General features: G+C 51.7%; 14 protein-coding genes and 1 tRNA gene. 6 read left to right on the top strand and 9 right to left on the bottom strand.

Annotation, left to right across the window (positions count from 1 at the left end; translation table 11 throughout):
• The first annotated feature begins 3 nt into the window (after nucleotides 1-3).
• Nucleotides 4-204 carry a CPXCG motif-containing cysteine-rich protein gene (locus tag H1D31_RS06750; protein ID WP_008949442.1) on the top strand — a complete coding sequence of 67 codons (201 nt, stop codon included), beginning with the start codon at nucleotides 4-6 and terminating at the stop codon, nucleotides 202-204.
• 3 nt (nucleotides 205-207) lie between these two features.
• Here the strand turns inward: H1D31_RS06750 and H1D31_RS06745 are convergent, their stop codons facing one another.
• Nucleotides 208-837, bottom strand: coding sequence for a riboflavin synthase subunit alpha (locus tag H1D31_RS06745; protein WP_261257170.1), 630 nt, complete (start codon nucleotides 835-837; stop codon nucleotides 208-210).
• 62 nt (nucleotides 838-899) lie between these two features.
• Here H1D31_RS06745 and H1D31_RS06740 point away from each other — a divergent pair, with 62 nt between their 5' ends.
• From H1D31_RS06740 to H1D31_RS06730, 3 genes are all read left to right on the top strand, one after another.
• A complete protein-coding gene (locus tag H1D31_RS06740) occupies nucleotides 900-2273 on the top strand; it encodes an MATE family efflux transporter (protein WP_261257168.1) in 1374 nt (457 codons plus the stop codon).
• On the top strand, nucleotides 2245-3258 hold the full coding sequence (locus tag H1D31_RS06735) for a DUF3080 domain-containing protein (RefSeq protein ID WP_261257166.1): 1014 nt from the start codon (nucleotides 2245-2247) through the stop codon (nucleotides 3256-3258). Before H1D31_RS06740 ends, H1D31_RS06735 begins: the two co-directional genes overlap by 29 nt.
• A 91-nt stretch (nucleotides 3259-3349) precedes the next feature.
• Nucleotides 3350-3426: transfer RNA gene (locus H1D31_RS06730), tRNA-Val, on the top strand.
• 221 nt (nucleotides 3427-3647) lie between these two features.
• Here the strand turns inward: H1D31_RS06730 and H1D31_RS06725 are convergent.
• Together H1D31_RS06725 and H1D31_RS06720 are read right to left on the bottom strand one after the other, a co-directional pair.
• Nucleotides 3648-4472, bottom strand: coding sequence for a DODA-type extradiol aromatic ring-opening family dioxygenase (locus H1D31_RS06725; protein ID WP_261257165.1), 825 nt, complete (start codon nucleotides 4470-4472; stop codon nucleotides 3648-3650).
• A 176-nt stretch (nucleotides 4473-4648) separates the two neighbouring features.
• Nucleotides 4649-4858 (bottom strand): cold-shock protein, encoded by a 210-nt coding sequence (locus tag H1D31_RS06720; protein WP_008983216.1) that lies wholly within the window; start codon nucleotides 4856-4858, stop codon nucleotides 4649-4651.
• 272 nt (nucleotides 4859-5130) lie between these two features.
• Between H1D31_RS06720 and H1D31_RS06715 the strand changes: the two genes are divergently transcribed.
• Entirely contained in the window at nucleotides 5131-5631 is a 501-nt protein-coding gene (locus H1D31_RS06715) for a TspO/MBR family protein (protein WP_065954995.1), read from the top strand.
• A gap of 69 nt (nucleotides 5632-5700) precedes the next feature.
• On the opposite strand, the gene H1D31_RS06710 is transcribed toward H1D31_RS06715, so the two are convergent.
• The 3 genes from H1D31_RS06710 to H1D31_RS06700 all read right to left on the bottom strand — a co-directional run bounded on the left by H1D31_RS06710 (nucleotide 5701) and on the right by H1D31_RS06700 (nucleotide 11081).
• Nucleotides 5701-8610, bottom strand: a complete 2910-nt coding sequence (locus tag H1D31_RS06710; RefSeq protein WP_261257158.1) for an alpha/beta hydrolase family protein — start codon at nucleotides 8608-8610, stop codon at nucleotides 5701-5703.
• A gap of 100 nt (nucleotides 8611-8710) precedes the next feature.
• Nucleotides 8711-9070, bottom strand: a complete 360-nt coding sequence (locus H1D31_RS06705) for a PAS domain-containing protein (protein ID WP_261257156.1) — start codon at nucleotides 9068-9070, stop codon at nucleotides 8711-8713.
• A gap of 43 nt (nucleotides 9071-9113) precedes the next feature.
• A complete protein-coding gene (locus tag H1D31_RS06700; RefSeq protein WP_261257154.1) occupies nucleotides 9114-11081 on the bottom strand; it encodes a methyl-accepting chemotaxis protein in 1968 nt (655 codons plus the stop codon).
• 253 nt (nucleotides 11082-11334) lie between these two features.
• Between H1D31_RS06700 and H1D31_RS06695 the strand changes: the two genes are divergently transcribed.
• Nucleotides 11335-12561, top strand: a complete 1227-nt coding sequence (locus tag H1D31_RS06695; protein ID WP_261257152.1) for an Nramp family divalent metal transporter — start codon at nucleotides 11335-11337, stop codon at nucleotides 12559-12561.
• A 112-nt stretch (nucleotides 12562-12673) separates the two neighbouring features.
• Here H1D31_RS06695 and H1D31_RS06690 read toward each other — a convergent pair whose 3' ends face one another.
• Genes H1D31_RS06690 through H1D31_RS06680 form a run of 3 tightly spaced genes read right to left on the bottom strand, consistent with a single transcriptional unit; the run spans nucleotide 12674 to nucleotide 16589 of the window.
• Entirely contained in the window at nucleotides 12674-13996 is a 1323-nt protein-coding gene (locus H1D31_RS06690) for an OprD family porin (RefSeq protein WP_261257151.1), read from the bottom strand.
• A 22-nt stretch (nucleotides 13997-14018) separates the two neighbouring features.
• Nucleotides 14019-15200 (bottom strand): benzoate/H(+) symporter BenE family transporter, encoded by a 1182-nt coding sequence (locus H1D31_RS06685; RefSeq protein WP_261257149.1) that lies wholly within the window; start codon nucleotides 15198-15200, stop codon nucleotides 14019-14021.
• Nucleotides 15201-15203: 3 nt separating this feature from the next.
• A complete protein-coding gene (locus H1D31_RS06680; protein ID WP_261257147.1) occupies nucleotides 15204-16589 on the bottom strand; it encodes an MFS transporter in 1386 nt (461 codons plus the stop codon).
• Between the last annotated feature and the right edge of the window lie 593 nt (nucleotides 16590-17182).

The following is a 17182-nucleotide window of genomic DNA, read 5'->3' as shown; positions in this document are numbered from 1 at the left end:
AATATGCAGCCGATATTTCACAGTATCCAATGCCCGTTCTGCGGACACTCAACCGATATTAGTGTCGAAGCCACCGATGAAGACCAGGATTACACCGAGGATTGCAGCAACTGCTGCAATCCGATGCATATCCGGGTGCATATCGATGAACTACGACATCGGGTGCAGATTTTTGTCGATGCTGATGATGAGCAATATTACTAAAACTTAGTCTATTGCCTTGGCAAAGCGCTCAGCCAACAGCCGCTCTACGGTGCGGATAATGGTTACTGTTTGCTGATCTAACTCGATATTCAGTTTATCGCCAACTTGCTTAGTACCTAAATTGGTGATCTGCAGCGTCTCTGGGATCAGATAAAGGCTAAAGCCCTGCGCCGTCACTTCACCGACCGTTAAACTGCACCCTTCCACCGCAATAAAGCCTTTCGGCTGGATATAAGGCAGCAGCTCGGCTGGTACACTCAGCTCAAAGCCGACATTGTCCGCGTCGCGGTGAATGGCGCTAAGCGTCGCAGTCGCCTGAATATGACCCGAGACAATATGGCCGCCCAGCTCATCGCCAAAGCGCAAAGAGCGCTCCAGATTAACCCAGCTGCCCACCACCAGATCGCCAAGATTGGTTTTTTGCAGGCTTTCCGCAATCACATCAAAACAGACCCAACCGGCCGCGGCATCAAACTCAGTAGCGGTTAAGCAGACGCCATTAATGGCAATGCTGGCACCGCGGGTTAATTGCTGTAAATGCGCCGCGCCCGCCTGTACCGTTAAACGGCGAATGCCGTTTAAATCGCGAATTTGGCTGATCTCGGCCTTGGTTTGTACTATTCCGGTAAACATTCACACCTCTATTTGTGGTACATTAGTCGCCCATTTTTACGCTTAAAACGACATTGGCGCCCATGTTACCTTTTTCCCGCTTTGAAGCCAGAACCATTTTAAAACTGTCTGGCCCGATAGTATTAGCTCAGCTTACCCAAACCCTGATGTATTTTGTTGATACCGTTATGGCCGGCCGCGTCAGTGCGACCGATATGGCCGCTATTGCCGTAGCCTCGGGCTTATGGCTACCAGTGGTGCTGACCATGCAGGGCTTGCTGCTGGCTCTGACACCTATTATCGCGCAATATTATGGCAGCCAACAGACTAAACCGATCAGCCATTTTACGCTGCAAGGGCTTTATCTGGCGATGTTGCTGGCGGCAGTGTTGTTTGTGGTGATGCTATTTGCCGATCTGCCGCTCGCCCGGCTTAATATGGACCCACTGCTGCGGGAAAAAACCCTCGATTATTTGTTCTACGTGAGTTTTGGCTTGTTCCCCGCTGCCGGCTATATGGTGATGCGCAATCTGTTTGAAGGCCTGGGTAATACCAAAGCCAGCATGTGGATTGCCTTTGTCGGGATTTTGGTTAACGTGCCGGCAAACTATATTTTTATCTACGGTAAACTGGGGATGCCGGCCTTGGGTGGCGCTGGCTGTGGTGTGGCAACCAGCCTGGTTTTCCTGGCAATGTTTGTTGCTATGTTGGTTTATGGCTGTACCAGTCGCAGCACCCGCCCCTACCGCCACTGGCCGGAAAAGCTGTGGCTAAGCGTAAAAGATCAATGGCAAATTATCCGCATCGGCACGCCGATTGCGTTTTCCATCTTCTTTGAAGTGACGCTGTTTGCCTGTATTCCACTGGTGATAGTGCACCTGGGGCCCATCGTGGTCGCCGGCCATCAGGTGGCACATAACTACAGTGCTATTGTCTTTATGCTGCCGCTGAGTTTGGGGCTGGCAACTACCATCCGGGTAGGCCATTTGGTCGGACAACAAAATGTGATGGCACTGAAAAAAGCGATTAGTACGGCGATAGTGTTATCGGTAGCGATGTCGTTGCTGACGGTAATCTTTACACTGCTATTCAGAGGTTATGTTGCGGCGTTGTACTCGCCGGATCCGGCAGTTATTGCGCTGGCCAGTTCGCTGTTAATTCTGGCGGCGATTTATCAGTTCTCCGATGCGGTGCAGGTGGTTGCGGCCTGCGCGCTACGCGGTATGAAAATTACCAAGCCGGTGTTTTTTATTACCTTAATCTCGTACTGGCCAATCGGTTTTGGTTTGGGTGCCGTATTAGGTTTAACCAACTGGCTGGTGAAACCGATGGGTGTGTTTGGCTTCTGGACCGGCATTATTATTGGCCTTACCTGTGCCGCTATCGCCCTTGCGATAGTGCTGCGCAAACAGATCAACAGGATAGAGCATGCTTTTAAAACAGGTACTGCTGCTTAATCTTTTAGTTTTAGCGCTGCTGTTAAGCGGTTGCAGCGACAGTGCCGGCGTGGCAACGCTGCGCGACTATCAGCAGCGGTTAAACCGGGTGCTGGAGCTGGATAGCACTAAACCTCAGTTGCCGGCTGCGGCTGCATTACCGGCCAAGTCGGCACTGCAACAACCCTTGCCGGATCTGCGGATTGATCTGCTTGATGCCTTTGCCACCCGCCGCTGCGGCCTGGATCAGCTAATCGCCGAGCGTAACAGCAGCCTGGGTAAAGTTTTTACTGCCAGCAAACGCCTGCATTATGAACTGCGCTTTCTGGCCACGCTTGAGCTTTGCCTGACTGAAGCGTGGGAGGAGCCGCTAAAAAGCCAACTGTCGCAGGTTTACCAGCAAAAACAACAAACTATCGGTATTGCCCTGAGTAATATGCTGCAAACCGATGATACTTTGCGTAAAACCTGGCTCGGTAGCAACAAGGCACTGATACCGGGTAGCGACAACGGTTTTACCGCCAGCCTGGGCGCACTGCAGCAATTACTGGAGCTAAAACAAGCTATCGCCCGCGAAGATTGGTATAGCGCCAGCCGCATCGATCCCGAAGCCGCGCTGGCCAGCTTGTACCGCTCCGACTTCTTCCCGCAGCTGCAATTTAGTCTGCGCTACGCCAATAGCTGGTTTAATGCGGTTAACCCGCCGCTACTTAGCCTGGCACCCGCCAGCCTGTGCCCACGCGGCCAAAGCGAACAACTCACCATTTTAACCACGGTATTTCGTAAATACTTTATCGGCGAGGTACAGGCGTACCTCGCTGAGCTTAACCGCTATCAGCAGCAAAGCTGGCCATTAATCGCCGAGCTTTACCAGGACAGCCCCCTGTTACCGGTGTTGCAGCAACGCTATCAGCAACCGGCCACAGAACTGCAACAACAGCTACTACAGCACGTTGGCTGGTACCAACAACTGAACCAACTGTGTCCGGTAGGACTGACCGGCTAATTTTCAGGCAAACACAACGCTGGTACTGAAAAACACTTGCCAAAGTGCAAGGCGCGCAATAACATAGCGCCCGTTGTCAGCGACAACATTTGCGTCCTTAGCTCAGCTGGTTAGAGCACCACCTTGACATGGTGGGGGTCGGTGGTTCGAGTCCACTAGGACGCACCAAATTCCTAACAAAAACAGCACCTTATGGTGCTGTTTTTGTTTTTACTGCTGGTACACTTTAACTACGAAGCCCTGTCTGAGGTCCCCTCGTCTTCCCGAAGCAGCTACTGAAACAAACTCTAACCTGCAAACTACAACAAGTCATGGCAAAAGTACTAAATGATGCAACGTTTCAACACTGTCGTTGCCTGCTTGTGATCTAGCCAACTTTGCTCGTCATTCTAACCAAACCGAAATGCTGACAACTGGGTGCGCAGCACATTTTCTGAATACACTTTACGGCCGTTTGCCGCGCAGGCGGCTCCGGCAACAACCATTAGCGGCAGCAAATGCTCTTCGGCCCCGCGTGGATGGCAATCTATGGCATGGGGTGCCGTTTGCCACTGCTGCAACAAGGCATAGCGTGTTGCCGGCTCGGCCTGCACGGCATCGGTTAACCAGCTATCAAAGATCTCTGAGGGCGCGGTATAGCGGGGATCGCCATAGCCACGCATATTATGAAAGCTCATGCCACTGCCAACGATTAGTACGCCCTGCTCTCGCAGCGCCGCTAATGCCGCGCCCAGCTGAAGATGCGCTGAGGCATCCAGGCCGCGTTGCAGTGACAGCTGCACTACCGGGACCTCTGCCTGAGCAAACATCAGTTTTAACGGGATAAAAACGCCATGGTCAAAACCGCGGCTCTGCTCCAGCCGGCTGGGTAAACCCGCTGCGCTAATCCGTTCGGCAATCGCCGCCGCCAGCTCAGGTGCGCCGGGTGCCGGATAAGTCAGCTGATAAGTCGACTCCGGAAAACCAAAATAGTCGTAAATTAAATCGGGTTTGGCCGCAGCGGTCAGTGCAAAGACATCATCCTGCCAGTGTGCCGAAATCAGCAGAATGGCTTTTGGCGGTGCCGGTAAATCAGACTCGATACCGCGTAAAAACGCCGCCATCTGCTGCCAGGTATTGGCTGGGTTCCAGTTCATAAAGAAACAGGGGCCGGCACCATGTGGGATAAAATAAGTCGGCTGCGTTAGCGGCGAATCAGGCATTGCTTCAGACATCAGTAACAGCTCCTGTGGTAAAGTTGCACCAGTGTAGCTTATTCCTGCCGGAATAACGTCCGCTCCGCAATTAATAATGACTTTAGATTGAAAGCAAAAAACCACTGCGATGCAGTGGTTTTGTCGTGTAGTTCCTTGCCAAAAAAACTTACTGGCTCAGAGCAGGCGGTTAAGCCTTACATCACAGAAATTTTTGATGCTTGTGGGCCTTTTTGGCCGGCCGTTACGGTAAATTGCACCCGTTGGCCTTCTTGCAGTGATTTAAAACCGCTGCTTAAAATTTCGCTGAAATGAGCAAAAACGTCAGGGCCTGACGCTTGTTCAATAAAACCAAAGCCTTTAGCTTCGTTAAACCATTTTACGGTGCCGGTAGTTGGAGTAGACATAAGAGTTACCTGTATCAATTAATTAAAGTTGCCTGCGATGAGGCGATAGTGCTGCAAGAGATGTTTAAACTTATGAATACAGGAAAGGGTACTAAACGGCAGTAACATTCAAGGTTTGCATAAATAATGAACAAACTAATTAAGCAATGCCAGTGTATAGGTTTAAATCGGGATGTCAAAGCTTATTGTATAAATATTGAAAATAAAGATTAAATGATCTGCTATTAACCACCGCCGTATCTAACGCCAATAAACGATTTAAGGAAAGCAGCATGCCTGTTTCGGTTTACACCAAGCGCCAACAGGGATTGGCGCTGCTGTTGATTATAGTTGTAACCTTTTGCGCTGCGGCGGTTGGCAGTATTGGCTCGTTAAATGCGCCGCAGTTCTACCGGGAACTTAGCTTGCCAGCCTGGGCACCGCCGGGCTGGCTGTTTGGCCCGGTTTGGACCTCGCTATACGGCATGATGGCGGTTGCTGCCTGGCTGGTATGGCGCAGCGCTGCATTGCACAGCACCAGCCGCTCGCTACAGCTTTATATGTTGCAGCTTGGCCTGAATGCACTCTGGAGCTGGTTGTTTTTTGCCTGGTATCTGGGTGCGGTAGCGTTTTTAGAAATTATTCTGTTATGGCTGGCGATTATCGCCACAATGCGAAGCTTTTATAAACATAGTCGTTTGGCCTGCTGGCTGCTGCTTCCTTATTTACTCTGGGTAAGTTTTGCGACCTTGCTCACTTTTAGTATCTGGCAGCGCAATCCGCAGTTACTGTAGTAAACGCAATCCGATCACGTTACAGACTGTCTGCGGCGATACTGCAGACAGTCTGTAGCGAGTTAACGCTTAGTCATTGCGCTTATACGGCTGCCCTTGCTGCCACCACAGTGGTGCCGGTTCGCCTTTTAGGTAGTGATTAAAAAACTCCAGCATTTTCATGCTGTAATCCACCTTGTTGGCAAAGTCCGCCAGATGGTGATCTTCGCCCTCGTATTGCAGCATCACCACCTCTTTTTGCAGCCGGCGCAGCGCTAAATACAGCTCGATCCCCTGCTCCCACGGCACAGCACCGTCTTTATCACCAAATTGGATCAACAGCGGCGTGTTGATCTTATCGGCAAAAAACACCGGGGAATTATCAATATAAGGTTTGAGATTGTCGAACATCGACTCGCCAATTCGGCTTTGGCCGGTTTCATACTGAAACTGCCGCGCCAGGCCGGTTTGCCAGCGAATACCGCTATAGGCACTGGTCATATTCGCTACCGGCGCGCCAGCGACAGCAGCGGCAAAACGATCGGTTTCGGTGATCACAAAAGCCGTTTGATAACCAGACCAGCTATGGCCATGCAAACCAATGGCCTTAGGATCGGCAATCCCCAGTTCAATTAAACGGTCAAGCGCCGGCAGTAAGGACTCTGTGGCGCTTGGCCCGGGCGCGCCTTCGCGGAAACGGATATCCGGTAAAAACACCACATAATCCTGACCTAAATAAAACGGGAAGTTCGGCCGGTGATTAACCCGCATCTGGTTATAGCTAAACAAACGGTCAGAGAATTGCTCGTAGTAATACACCAGCACCGGATAGCGCTTAGCTGGGTCATACCCATCCGGTGTTAATACCACGCCTTGCAGCCGCTCGCCATCGGCGGTAAACCAGTCAATCAGATGGCTGTCGCCCCAGACGAAATGGCGCTGCTGCGGATTAACATTAGTTAGCTGCGTTGGCTCGCTAAAATCAGGCTTCGCCAGTTTAAGATCCGGAAACTGGCGAAAGCTCTGCTCGGTAAACAGGTAGGCATTCTGCTGTTCCAGCGCTTCAACAAAATCGTAGCGCTTATTGCCGCTGATCAGGGTTTGTCGTTCACCCGTTGCCAAATTCAGCTGATAAAAGCCGCTCTGTTTGCTCTGCTCGTTAAAACCGCGTAATAGCAGCTTGCTATTCACGGCAATCGCCTGCGCTTTGGCATCGGTTTGTTCAAAGCGGTAACGCCAGTGCGTGTCGCGGCCATTTACCGTCAGATTACGGTTGTCGCCATTCAGGCCCAGTTGCCAGATATCAAAGCGATCATAAACCAGTACCGCCGACTCATCGGCTAGCCAGCCGGCTACGCCGTAAGCTGCGGCAGGCTCGGGCCGATCGTGCATTTCATCAACCCAGGATACCTTGATATCCGCTGCCAACTGACGTTTGCTGCCATCGCTGCTATCGAATAACCAGAGTTTGCCCTGCTGCTGATACAGCGCATAACGGCCAGAGGGTGAGAGGTGCGCACGCTCGTAAGATGGGTTGCCGGCAAAGACCTGCTGCCGCTGTCCGGTATGCAAATTAACATGCCAGATATCATGTAACCGGCCCTGCCAGGTCAGTTGCTGCAGATAAGGACGGCCATTGCTGAGCAGCGCCGCCTGCGGGTTTTGCGACGGGTACAGCCGATCTTCGATATCGGCACTTAGCGCTACCAGTCGTGGTGTGGCGCTGCTTGCCAGGCTACTGTTATCCACACTGCTATTATCCAACCAGAGCAAAGCCGGAGCGGTGCGGCGCTGTGCTTGCTGATACTCCGCTTTTTGCTGCGGGATAATCCGCGGATCCTGACCATGCCACACCTGCAGTTTTCGCCCAGCGGCCAGGCGGGCTAAATCAAACAGTTGCTCGTCCGTTTCCAGTGCCGCCGCAGCTTCTGCCGGCGCGACGAGCGGCCGAAAACCTAACAGTACCGCCCGGCTATCCTCACGCCACTCCGGTGCCTGCTTATCACTTAACAGCCAGCCATCTTGTGCTACAGCTAATGGCCGGGCCGGGTTTTGATTGCTGCTTGTTAAAGTTTTAGCCGACCAATGCCAAAGTTGCTGCGCACTCTCCTGGCCTTTTTCGGCTTTAGCGGCGCTAAAAAATACCAGTTGCTGGCCATCCGGGCTAAAACGCAATTGCTGTTTGATGTCGGCGTTAGCTTCAGTAAGTGTCAGGCTGCGCTGCTCGGCAGGGAAATAAACTAACACCTGCTGGCTTGGTTTGGTGTTTTTTGCCGCTTTGTCTGTTGTGGTTTGCTTAGTGGCGGCTTGCTCAACGCCTGCTTGCTCAACGACCAGGGCGATTAAGTCCGAGTCTTTGGCGGTAGCAAACTCTGTCACCTGCCCTAAATCGCTCACCGTATCGCTTTGTAAATCCAGCAGTTGGAGCAATTGGCTACTGTCTTTGCTATCGGCTTTGCGCGCCAGTAACAGGGCATAGTTCCCGGCACCGGTAAAGCTAAAGCGTTCGATATTGGTAAATACCCGCTGCTCGCCAGTCGTGGTATTAACTAATACCGCGTTCTGCGCTAGGGCATCACGTTTAGCCTTATCGTTTTTAGCTTGTTCACGCGCTAACAGCGGCGCCTGCTGGCGAAACAGCGCAAAACTGCCGCTTTGATTGAGCTGGCCACGATCTGCGCGCTCAATACTAAACTCGCGCTCGCTGAGTAAATGCCGCACATAGCCGGTACTGTCGCCAAAATCCGGCTCAGCCGTATAAAGCAGCCACTGCTGATCACCGCTAACCGCACGCTCTTTGATCTCGCGAAACTGCATAATGTCGCTCAGGCTTAACGGTTTAAGATGAGTCACATCGGCGCTACTGGCCGCAATAGTCACGGCGCTTGGCTGCAGCTGCGCCGTGTTAGTTGTCGTTCCAAGCTGACTACAGGAAACAAGGGAAAACGAGACTGCCAGTGCCAGGGCGACACGGCTAATAGAGTATTGAAGTCTTTTCATAGCAAGCACTTATTCTGGTTATTTTGCAGTGCTTACCCTAGCACAGGGAGAATTGCGCCAGCAGCAAAATCCTGCCAACTGGCGATTTGGCGGGATAAAATTAAGCGTGAGGGTTCACCACATAGGTAAAACCACACCAGCGCACCCCTGAGTTTAAATATTGCGGTGCGGCTTTAATACTTAACCAAACCCAATGTCCGGCCGCGTGCAAAAACCGGCACTTGACATACAACTGCTGTAATTCTCTGCCCGATAACTGAATTTGTTGCTGTAACTGCAAAATATCATCCGGGTGTACATTAACAAAAAACAGGTGTGGCTTACGTTTTAACGTCTTAGCGCTGTAACCCGTGATCCGGTAGATACTCTCACTGGCCGAGGGCAGCCGGTAATCTCCTACTTTATCCCGTTCCAGAATAAAGAAAGCGCCAGGAGTTAACTGTGAATATTTTTCTAGCATGGCACCCTCCAGGTGCAGCCGGCAGCTCCTGCTGCCAGCTCTCTCAGGCAGCAGATAACCGGAACTGATTGGCCAGTTGCTGTTGTTCCAGTCCAAGCTGACTGAGCGCACTGCTGGTTTTGGCGGTTTCTTCAATCGCGACCGAAGACTGCTCTGTTACTACCTGAATATTGGTCAAACTGCGGTTAATCTCTTCTGCTACCGTACTTTGCTGCAGGGCTGCAGCAGCAATTTGTTGATTCATCGCTTGAATATTCTTGATATTACTAATAATCAGTTCGATAGCCTCAGTGGCATCATCCGTCGATTTAAATACCTCATTCGCCATGCCGGCATTGGCCTGCATCGCCTGTACTGCCTGTTCGGTTTTTTGCTGTAAACGCTTAATCACTTCACTGATTTTGGTAGTAGACTGCTGTGCCCGGTTGGCCAGTTGCCGCACTTCATCGGCCACAACAGAAAACCCGCGCCCGGCTTCACCTGCCCGCGCCGCCTCTATGGCCGCATTCAGTGCCAATAAGTTGGTTTGCTCGGTAATACCCGAAATTACGCTAACAATTTCGCCGATACTGGCGGCTTCTTGCTGCAATTCGGCAATGGATACCGCCGTGTCACTGACTTCCTGCGCCAGATTTTTAATGCCGCTCATAGTGCGATCCAAAATACGGTTACTAAACTCTGCCTGTTCGGCTGAGTGAGTAGCTGCAGTTGAGGCTTCCTCGGCACTGCGGGCCACATCCTGCACCGTAGCGGTCATTTCATTCATCGCGGTGGCGACCTGCATGGTTTCCAATTTTTGTTGTGCCACACCACTACTGGTTTGCTGCGAAATCACCGCCATTTCTTCAGTTGAACTGGCCAATTGCGTTATTCCTGCCGAGAGGCGCAAAATCAGCTGCCGTAAACTTAACGTCATGCGCTGCATAGACTGCATCAACTGTCCCAGTTCATCGCTACGATCGGGGACCAAATCGGCAGTTAAATCGCCGTCAGCAATTTTATCTGCCACGGCCACCACTTGCTGTAGCGGTTTTACAATCAGACGGGTGATGATCAGGGCGGCAGCGATGCCGAAGAGCAGCGCCAGCGCACTGGACACCAGTAATACCGTTTTTAACTGTTGCTCTTCCATAGCTAAACGCTCCAGTTGCCGCTGCAGGGATAAATCCGCATCAGATACCACAGCTCTGGCTTGCTGAGTAAGTTGTTGCTCAGACGTGTTAAGCTGAACTGCTAACTGTTGGAAGCTACTGAATTCAGCGCGATACGCAGCAAGTTGCTGATTAACCTCAGCTAAAAGCTGTTGAATCATCGCCTCATTACTACTTTGCTGCAGCTGAGGGATAATTTGCTCTAGCTTAGTAAGCTGTGCCATTAACGCCTGATAAACTGTATTATCTTTACTAATAATAAAGTTACGCTCTAAGCGCCGCGCTTCCATCAAGGCTTGATTGGCATCGGCAGCTAATTGGGAATATCGAAGTGCCTCAATGGTTTCAGAACTGCCCTGGCGTTCGATTGCTGCAGTAGCTTTAGCCCGAAAATCCTGTTCCAACTGGCCAAAACTTCTGATGGCTGCATACGCTTGGGCTTCCATCTGTTGCTGACGAGCCCGGTTTTCCAGCTCAAGTCGTTGATAATTTCTCAGTTCCTGCTGATAACTGCGGGCCTGTTGCTGCAGGGTTTGCATCAGAGTAATGCTTTCTGGCGTACTAAAGCCGGCAATAGCGGCGTCAGACAAACGCAGGCTTTGCTCAACATTGGCAATGGCCGTGTCGATATACTGTACTTCACCGCGCAGAATAAAGTTCTTTTCCTGCTGCCGAGCATCGGAGATCAGCAAACTAATGCTTTTCACGTTGTTCAGTAGCGTAAAGCGTTCACTTAAAGCGCCCAAAGCCTGAAAACTCAGGGCACTGATGGTTAATAAGATGGCCAGTACCACGGCAAAGCCACTGAGCAGTTTTTTCTTTACACTTAGGTTTAACACCAGCTGATTGATATTAGTCATGACAACACTCTCTGTTTTGTCTGCGTTTCTTTACGCTTCCGTTGTTACGTGACGATTTATAAATTCGGCCAAAAAAAATTTAGAAAAATCGAATATTTTTTTATTATCGATATTAATCATAACGTTAAGGTGAAAAATAATTTTAATAACCAACAGAAAACCTGCTATCAGGCAACGAAAAGCGAATTAACTGGATCTGCTGCCAGTGCTTCAGTAAAGTCTTGAGTTAACTACTATCTGCTTAGCAACAACTATGTCATCCGTCTTTCGCTTTGGCCCTGCCACCCTGGTTACCGCTGCTTTTATTGGGCCTGGTACCGTAGTTACTGCATCACTGGCCGGTGCTAACTTTGGTTATGCTTTGCTGTGGGCCTTGCTGTTTTCGGTGTTGGCAACGCTGATTTTGCAGGAGATGGCGGCACGATTAGGCATCGTAACCGGTCGGGGGCTGGGTGAGAATTTGCGCCAGCAACTGCAGCATCCGCTGCTGCGGGCCTTACTTTATCTGCTGGTTATTGCCGCTATTGTCCTGGGTAACAGTGCCTATCAGGGCGGTAATCTGACTGGTGCCAGCCTGGGTGCTGAAGCCATTTGGGGGGATACCGCCTGGCGACTTGCTCTGGCAGAGCAGAGCAAGCTGAATCCCTGGGCTTTGCTATTAGGCGCCATCGCTGCGGCGATCCTATGGCAAGGCCGCTATCAGTTAATTGAGCGCTGGTTAATTAGCCTGGTGCTATTAATGAGTCTGGCCTTTATCAGCAGCATGCTGCTAACCCAACCGGCATGGTCGGCCATGCTGCGCGGACTTTTAGTACCGCAACTGCCGGAAGGCGCAACGTTAACGGTGATTGCGCTGGTTGGTACTACCGTTGTGCCCTACTCACTGTTTTTACATGCCGCCAGTGCGGCCCGTAAATGGCAAACTACCGACAAAGCCCAGGCGCTGGCGGAGTCTGCCGCCGATCTGCGTACTGCTATTCCGCTGGGTGGCCTAATTACTTTGGCAATAGTCTCGACGGCGGCTAGCGCATTTTTTGGTAAAGGACTGACGCTTAGTAACGCCGGTGAGCTGGCACTGTCGCTGGAACCACTGTTTGGTGCCAGTGCGCGCTATCTGATGGCGCTGGGCTTACTGGCGGCCGGTTTATCTTCGGCGCTAACGGCACCACTGGCGGCGGCCTATGCGTTGCAAGGTTTATTGGCACTGAATCCGCAGCAGTTTCGCCTGACCTGGCTGCTGGTGATGCTAATAGGTATTACGGTATCCAGCATGGAGCTGAAACCTCTAAGCGTGATCTGGTTTGCCCAGGTTGCCAATGGCATTTTATTACCGGTTATTACGCTCTGTCTGTTAGTCGCGGTCAATGCCAAAGCGCTGGGGCGCTATCGCAATAACCGCCGGCAAAATCTGCTAGGTTTTAGCGTGCTGGCTATCACCCTGCTGTTAAGCGGCCGCACGCTCTACCTCGCCCTTAGCTAACTTATCCACACGTCTCCGGTACCGGTAAGAGCTCAGACCTCCGGCCGGTACCGGAGTGCTGTGGATAACTTTGTTAGTTGGCGGGCGCACGCTTTGCGGGTATCACTATGCCCTAGTTAAACGTCAGGTTGTACTGCACAATAATGCGGTTTTCGTCGATATCGGTGCGGTAATTGGCGCGGGCCGTGACATTGCGTAGCCGCAAGCTTAAGCCTTTTAATGCGCCTTGCTGCACGCTGTAAGCCAGATCGAGATCGCGTTCAAAGGCCTCGCCATCAGTTACCGTTCCCACCCGGGCGCCATGACTTTTAATATAGCGCAGGGTGCTGCTTAAACCCGGTATGCCAAAGTGGCTAAAGTCGGTGTCGTAACGCAGTTGCCAGGATTTTTCGCCGGCCGATGCAAATTCAAAAGTTGGTACTTCGTTACCCAGAATACTGACATTGGCAAATACCCGAGGGAAGGCGCTGTCGCCGCGCATTTGCTGATAACCCATATAGCCGGTATGTGCGCCCTGCTTTAGCGAAAACAGCGCGTAAAAGGCCTGGTTATCCAGCTGGTTTAATAGTGCACGGCCATGCTCCTGCGCCGAAAACACCCCAAGATTGGCTTTAAACTGCAACTGCTGATTCAGTGCAATTTGCTGCTGCCAGTTAAGATAGGCTTGCTGATAGAGATCTTCCAGCTGCGCATACCAAAGCCGCCACTGGCTGTTCGCCGTTAACTGATAATCAGCGCCAAGATAGCGAAAGCTGTCGCTGCTGACCTGGCGCTGCGGCACATGCCCCAGCATAGCCTGTAATTTATCGCGCCCAGCGCGGTTTCGCAGACTAGTACTTTCCAGATAGCCAGCCTGTAATGTTAGCTTGCTGCTCAGCACAGAATGCAAACTGGCGCCCTGATAGGTTGGCGGTAATAACCGGATATCGCTATAGGTTAATACCGGCAAATTCGGCAGCAACTCCCCTACTCTTAACTCAGTGCCGCCGGCCTTTAGTTTTAGCGTACCGGCCAGCCGGCCGTAGCTGTCGGCGGCAGTGCCATCGTCGTCCAATACCAGTAAACCGCTGTTAATTTTGCTGCGACTGCTGTCGAGCTTAACGCCGGCGAAGGCATGCACGTCAAAACCGACCTGCAGCGGCGTCGCACTATAGCCGGATTTAAAGCTTGCCACCGCCCCTTGTGCCCATTCGGTTGCGCGCCGTGGCCCCGGACTTTTAAGATCGCTAAACTCACGCGAGAAATAGTAGTTTCTTAGCTGTAAATCAAGCTTGCTCTCCTGCCACATTGGGGTGATTTCCCCATCAGCCTGTGCGGTATTGGCAATAACAGCTGCAAGACTAAAAACGATATAAGATAAAGACTTAGCTGCTTTAGAGCGGTTTGTTTTGCTAAATTCAGGCCGCACGAAGCCGCCACACATATCATTGCGCATAAAAAATCCTGTCGAAAAAGTATTAGGGTGTTAGTTCGTTCTGTTTATAAGTAAGTACAACATGGGTCAGTAAGCCGGCGGTTAGGCCCCAAAAGGCGGCAGCCAGACCGAATAAGCTGACGCCCGAGCTGGTAAGTAGCAAGGTAATCAGGGCGGCTTCGCGGGTTTTGGGCTCTGCCATGGCAGAGTGCAAGGCGCCGGCAATAGCACCAAACAGCGCCAGCCCCGCCAAGGCCGCAATAAAAGCCCTGGGAAAAGCACTAAACAGTGCCACCAGGGTGCCGCCAAAGATCCCCAGCAGCAGATACGCCACACCACCACTGATACCGGCGATATAGCGCCTGGCCGGATCCGGATGCGCATCTTTGCCAGTGCAGATCGCCGCAGTAATGGCGGCCAGGTTTAAACCATGACAACCAAAGGGCGCCAGCGCTGCACTGCCCAGCGCACTATGGGTTAACAGCGGGCTGGCGGCCAGTGGGTAACCGGCTTGTCGTAGCACTGCCATACCCGGCATAAACTGGCCGCTTAGTGCCACCAGCAATAGCGGCACCGACACATTAAGCAAAGCCTGCAGGCTAAATACCGGCGTAGTCCACACCACTGTGGCTAACTGCCAGCTGATCAGCTTGGTATCGACCTGCCCCTGCCACAATGCTATGGTTAGCCCGGTCAGTAATACCAGGACGATGGCGTAACGCGTTAAAAAGCGCCGCCCCAGCAGATAAGCCAGTAACATTAACAAGACCAGTAGCGGGTTTTGCGGCAATACCCCAAATACCGCCATGCCAAACTGCAGTAAGATGCCACACAACATGGCTGCCGTAATGGCCGGCGGTAACAGCTTTAGCAGCCGGTCAAAGGCACCGGTTAGCCCCAGCAGCAGTAGCAACAACGCGGTCATCAGATAAGCGCCAACGGCTTCGGCATAACTTAATCCCGGTAACAGTGTTAATAGCAGCGCTGAGCCGGGCGCCGACCAGGCGATAATCACCGGCACCTTGTAGTAATAACTGAGGGCAATGCCCAGTACACCACTGCCAATCGAGATGGCCCAGATCCAGGAGCTCAGCAGGGCTGCGGGTAACTCCGCCACAGCGGCAACCTGAAAAATAATCAACAAAGGGCCGGCATAGGAAATCAAGGTCGCGATTAAACCGGCCACCAACGCTGATACTGAGCTATCCCGCAGTAGAGTTCGCATTGCTTATACCCGTTGTTTTTGTAAGACAAAAGCCGGTGCTGCCTTGCCCCTGCGCTGGCTTAATACAAACACCGACATCGCCACAGATGCAATCACGCCGGGTACGGCAAAGGCCATAAAGTTCAGTTGTAATGGCAGGCTAATCGCCAGCAAAGACCCGCCCAGCAAGGGACCCACTATGGCGCCGTTACGGCCAATTCCCGACGCCCAGCCAAGACCGGTGGAACGGATATTCAGGTTATAGAACTGTGCGGCACAGGCATACAGCAGGATCTGACTGCCAATGGTGGTGGCGCCGGCAATGGCAATCAGTGAATACAGCACAACCATCGGTGGTTTAAAGCCAAGTAAGGTAATAGACACCGCGGCAATAGCAAAAAACACCGCCAATACCTTGGGTAGATTTAGTTTATCACCCAGTACACCGCCACCGACCGCACCAAAGATGGCACCAAAATTCAGTACCAGCAGGAAGGCTAAACTGGAGCCCAGACTATAGCCGGCATTGGCCATTAACTTCGGTAACCAGGAACCCAGCGCATACACCATCAGCAAGCAGCAGAAAAACGCCAGCCACAGCATCAGGGTGCCCAGCGCACGACCGTCGGTAAATAGCTCTTTAACCGGTTTACCAGCAGGTTTATTGTCGGCCAAAAGCAATTCGGATTGCGTGGTTAATGACAACGCCGGCTCTACCTTTTGCAGCATTTGCCGCGCTTCGCTATGACGGCCGCGTTTAATTAAAAAGCCAACCGACTCAGGCAGTAACAGCATAATCAACGGCAGTAATAACAGCGGAATGCCGGCAAGATAGAACATAACTTCCCAGCCAAAGTTGGGCAAAAGCCAAATGCCGAGGCCAGCCGACAACATACCACCAACCGAATAGCCGCTAAACATAATAGCAACCAGGGTGCTGCGGATTTTCTTCGGCGCATATTCGTTCATCAGCGCCACCACATTGGGCATCACGCCGCCAATACCTAAACCAGCAATAAAGCGGCAAATGGCGAATTCAGTCACATCACGGGCAAAGCCGTTTAAAAAGGTAAAGCCGCTAAATAGCACCACACAGATGGCGATGGCTTTTTTGCGGCCAATTTTGTCGGCCAGCGGACCAAAAAACAGTGCGCCGAACATCATGCCAAACAATGCGTAGCTGCCAAGGGCACCGGCTTGCATTGGGGTAAGCTGCCATTCCTGCATCAGTACCGGCAGCACGACACCGTATATCACCAGATCGTAGCCGTCGAAGATAATAATCAGTGCACAAAGTAGCAGTACCCGCCAGTGAAAGCGGTTAAAGCGGGCGTTGTCGATGGTTTGGTTGACATCGAGCTTGTTGTCGGGCCGGTTACTGCCGGCAGGGTGTATTGTTGTGTTTGGCATTGCGGTGTTCTCTCTATCTTCCTGTTGATGGATAGGCTGGCGAGGCAACCCTATCGGTATGGTGTATTTTTCACCATTAACCAGAAGATACGCTGCTTATAGCGTGATAATCCAACACCGAATCAGTATGTCACTATACCGAGAAAGTATGGAAAACTATTGCTATTCGGGTTTGGATATGCTTGAAAAACAGGCGGGTTTATCGTTGATTGTGGAATGGTGTTACCTCACGACCGGGTGGTAATGCAGATCTGCGGCTTAGATAAGTTCGTTTTAGTCGAACCACCAGGCTGCTTGCAGCCGATATTGCACACAAAGACGCCGTAAATACATCCCTGTAGGCTCCTGTCCGGCATCCATGCCGTACACGCTTTGCTTAGCAATATCGGCTCGCTGCCTGACTGCAGTAGTTTTACTTAATGTATCTCGAAAAGCTTTTTAGAAGCTTAGAACCCCTGTCTGGATGAAACAAAGTAGTCAAACGAGGTGGTAAGCATTCCGTGCACTTTGTAAGGGACTGTATTTTTCAGGGATGAAAAATGGCACAAATTTGCCGGGAGCAAATTTGAACAGCTGTAGCTGGCCCGCAGGGC

Origin of the sequence: Alishewanella sp. BS5-314 (genome assembly GCF_025377695.1) — a bacterium.
In the GTDB taxonomy this organism is placed as follows: domain Bacteria; phylum Pseudomonadota; class Gammaproteobacteria; order Enterobacterales; family Alteromonadaceae; genus Alishewanella; species Alishewanella aestuarii.
This window is presented reverse-complemented; position numbering and strand designations above follow the sequence as displayed.